This is a genomic window from Pseudoalteromonas sp. TAE79 (assembly GCF_000498015.1).
Lineage (GTDB): Bacteria > Pseudomonadota > Gammaproteobacteria > Enterobacterales > Alteromonadaceae > Pseudoalteromonas.
The window spans coordinates 1-3,879 of sequence record NZ_AUTL01000016.1; the positions used below are offsets into that span (position 1 = coordinate 1).

Annotated in this window: 4 protein-coding genes; all 4 read left to right on the plus strand. The window is 40.2% G+C overall.

Annotated elements, in window-relative coordinates; all coding sequences use genetic code 11:
* Positions 1-2,001 (plus strand): molybdopterin-dependent oxidoreductase (locus L655_RS0100295; RefSeq protein WP_024603704.1); only part of this gene is annotated, 2,001 nt, incomplete at its 5' end.
* Between the two features lie 16 nt (positions 2,002-2,017).
* Entirely contained in the window at positions 2,018-2,989 is a 972-nt protein-coding gene (gene moaA / locus L655_RS0100300; protein ID WP_024603705.1) for a GTP 3',8-cyclase MoaA, read from the plus strand.
* A gap of 1 nt (position 2,990) precedes the next feature.
* Positions 2,991-3,689 carry a molybdenum cofactor guanylyltransferase gene (locus L655_RS0100305; RefSeq protein WP_125825529.1) on the plus strand — a complete coding sequence of 233 codons (699 nt, stop codon included), beginning with the start codon at positions 2,991-2,993 and terminating at the stop codon, positions 3,687-3,689.
* Positions 3,686-3,879 (plus strand): molybdopterin-binding protein (locus tag L655_RS0100310; protein WP_024603707.1); only part of this gene is annotated, 194 nt, incomplete at its 3' end. The genes L655_RS0100305 and L655_RS0100310, both read left to right, overlap by 4 nt.

Genomic DNA, 3,879 nt, shown 5'->3' on the forward strand with positions numbered 1-3,879 from the left:
GGCTTGCTTAATTATTTAAATGAGCATAACCACCTCGATACGCAATTTATTGCTCAGCACACAAACGGCTTTGAAAGCGCACTGCAAGAGGCACAAAAATGGAGCTGCCAGGCAGTTAGCGACTTTTGCGATATAACAATTGAGCAAGTCACTGAGTTTTACACGCTATTTGCTAAAAGCCGAAGTGCGATTAGCTTTTACTCAATGGGTATAAATCAATCAAGCTCGGGTGTAGATAAATGCAACGCCATTATTAATGCGCATTTAGCCTCAGGTAAATTACTTAAGCCAGGTAGCGGTCCGTTTTCGATTACTGGACAACCCAATGCGATGGGCGGGCGCGAAGTAGGTGGTTTGGCTAATCAGTTAGCGGCGCATTTAGATATTGAAAACGAAGCGCATCAATCACTTGTACAACGTTTTTGGCTTGCGCCAACTATTGCTAAAAAAGCAGGCAGCAATGCCATCGATATGTTTGATGAAATAGCCGCAGGCAAAATAAAAGCAGTGTGGATAATGGCAACAAACCCAATGGTAAGTTTGCCTAATAACGCCGCTATTAAAAAGGCATTAGAGACCTGCGAGCTGGTGGTTGTATCTGACTGTATTGCAAAAAGTGATACGTTAAAATTTGCCGATGTTGCTTTTCCATCAACCGGATGGGGCGAAAAAAACGGCACAGTAACCAACTCAGAGCGCAGAATATCAAGGCAGCGCCCGTTAGTAGCGCCTTATTCGGGAGCTAAAAACGATTGGCAAATTATGTGTGAAGTCGCTAAAAAAATGGGCTTTGAAGGGTTTGATTTCACAGATCCAAGTGGCATTTTTGAAGAATGGGCACAATTAACCGACTTTGAAAATAACGACAGCCGATTATTAAACCTCTCTGGTTTAGTTGGGCTCACAAAAAGCCAGTACGATAACTTAAAACCCATAATGTGGCCTGTTGTTAAAAACGAGCCTTATAAAAATGGTCAGGTTTTTACAAATAACCAATTTAGCACCGCTGATAAAAAAGCGCGTTTTATACCTATAACGCCGCAATTACCTGTGCAACAAACATCAAGTGATTATCCGTTTATAATGAACTCAGGACGTATACGCGACCAATGGCATACCATGAGCCGCACGGGTAAAAGCACTGCGCTTTCATCGCATATTACACGCCCGTACATTGAAATTAATCCGCTTGATGCCAGTAAATTAGCAATTAAACAAAACGATTTAATAAGTGCGGTTGCGCAAACTGGGCAGGTTACCGCGCATGCAAAAGTAACCGATTCCGTGCGAAAAGGTGAATGCTTTATGCCTATTCATTGGAATAAGCAATTTGCGTCATCAGCAACAGTAAGTGGGTTGTATCAATCGGTAGTTGACCCTCTATCTGGTCAGGCTGAGTGCAAACACGGCGCTGTTAATATAGTTAAGGCACCCTTTGTGCAATATATGCAGCTGTTTGTTAAAAACGAACTTGTTATAAACAGTGATTTTTGGCTCAAAGTTAATGCAAGCAATTGCTTTAATTACCAATTGGCGCTTAATGAACCACAAAGTGATTTACTGTATTACTGCCAAACCTTAACCGGTTTACAAGGGCAGTGGTCGGCTATGAATACGGCAAAAGCCATGCATGTGCAGTGTATTCAAAACGATAAATTAGCGTTCGTAGGTGTTATTTCTAATGAGCAAAAAGAAATATCACTTGAGTGGATAAACCATTTATTTGCAGAGCCATTACTGACCTTTACACAGTTACAGTCTTTGCTTTATGCAACCCCCGATGAAGAATTTACCCAAGGCGTGCAAGTGTGTAGCTGCTTTAAAGTAAGAGAGCAGCCAATTATAAACGGCATTAAAAACGGTGCAAACACAGTCGAGCAATTGGGGTCTGAACTTAAATGTGGGACGAACTGCGGTTCGTGTAAAACGCAATTAAGCCAATTAATAAAACAACATTACAAAGCAGGTTCTAGCAGCATTGATGTTGCGGTTGTAATGTAAATAAAAAAGGAAGCATATGCTTAATGATCAATTTGGTCGGCAGTTTAACTATTTGCGCCTCTCAATAACTGATGTATGTAATTTTAGTTGTAGTTATTGTTTACCAAACGGGTATCAGTGCGATACGCCGCGTAATTTTTTAAATAAAAACGAAATTAGCACGCTAGTAAATGCGTTTGCAGAGCTAGGTACTAAAAAAGTACGCATTACAGGTGGCGAACCGTGCTTGCGAAACGACGTAACCGATATTATAAAACTCTGTAAAAACACACCTGGCATAGAAAAAGTAGCCATTACTACCAACGGGTTTAATTTATTAAAGAAAATTGATGAATTTGCTGAGGCAGGGCTTGATGCGCTTAATGTCAGTATTGATAGCTTAAATCCGAGTATGTTTAAACTCATAACAGGGCACGACAAACTTAACCTTATTTTAAAAGGGATTGAACGCGCGGTAGATCTGGGCATAAAAGATATAAAAATAAATGCAGTGCTTGCCAAGCAGTTTAATAAAAACCAATTGAAGGATTTTTTAGCGTGGGTAAAACACCACAAAGTTACAGTGCGCTTTATAGAATTAATGGAAACCGGTGACGGCGCAACATTTTTTGAAGAAAACCACTTAAGTGGGCAAACGGTTAAAGCCCAATTACTCGACCAAGGTTGGTTACAAGTCGTTAGGGGGAAATTAAATGGACCCGCTGAGGAGTTTTGTCATCCTGATTACGATGGTCGTATTGGTTTAATAATGCCGTACAGTAAAGACTTTTGTAAAAGTTGTAATCGCTTAAGGGTGTCGGCGCTGGGTAAATTACACTTATGCTTGTTTGCCGAGCAAGGTATAGATTTACGCGAACTACTCAACGAGGACGATACTGCAGCGACCGTAAAGGCAATTCGAGCCGCTATGGGCAATAAAGAAATAAGCCATGAGCTGGATAAACGCTTAACAGGTGCGACAACTCACTTAGCCATGTTAGGCGGCTAATATGGAAGCTAATATAAAATCTAATATGAAAGTTAAGCGAGATTTTACAGGCGTTGTGCTTGCTGGTGGTAAGTCATCAAGAATGGGCACAGACAAAGCCGATTTAGTTTTAAAAAATAAAACGCTATTGCACAATGCGTGTGATTTATTAAAAGACGCAGGCGCTAAAAACATACTTATAAGTCGCAACGTTACAAATCCAGTCAAGTCATTGAACCATTATTCACCGAGCGATTATCCCTCAGAAAAGTACGTTAAAGATATATACCCAAATAGTGGACCCCTTGGCGGAATTTATTCCACATTAATAGCCACTGAGCACGACTTACTTATTACTGCGGTAGATATGCCTCTACTTACGAGTAGTTTGTTAAGCATAATTGTGCTGGCTTCTCAGTCAAATAACGTACAAAGTGTGAGCAATCAATTAAATCAGTCACAAATACATGCTTGGCACTTTGAAAATGAACCACTACCGCTGTATATTCGTAATACAAGCAGTGTAAAAAATCATTTAAAACACATACTCACAAACGCTAACAGTCATAAGTCAATAAAACAGTTTACCCAAAGTATTGGTGTGCAAACGCTTTTATGTAATAAAGCGCATGCATTAATAAACACCAATACACCGGCGCAATTTAAAGCTGTAAATGAGCATTTTGACCTAAGCATGAACCTATTGAGAAAAACATTATGAGCCACACAAGCGAGTCACAAATACCTTTAAACATTGCCGTACTTACAGTAAGCGACACGCGCGATGCGATTACCGATACTTCTGGTCATTATTTAATTAAAGCGCTAACTGAGGCGGGTCATCACTTAGCCGATAAAGATATAGTTAAAGACGACGTTTACCAAATGCGCGCTATTGCATCACAGTGGAT

Excerpts from the sequence above, each read along its gene's own strand:
- moaA (WP_024603705.1), top strand. The coding sequence starts at position 2,018 with ATGCTTAATGATCAATTTGGTCGGCAGTTTAACTATTTGCGCCTCTCA.
- L655_RS0100305 (WP_125825529.1), top strand. The coding sequence starts at position 2,991 with ATGGAAGCTAATATAAAATCTAATATGAAAGTTAAGCGAGATTTTACA.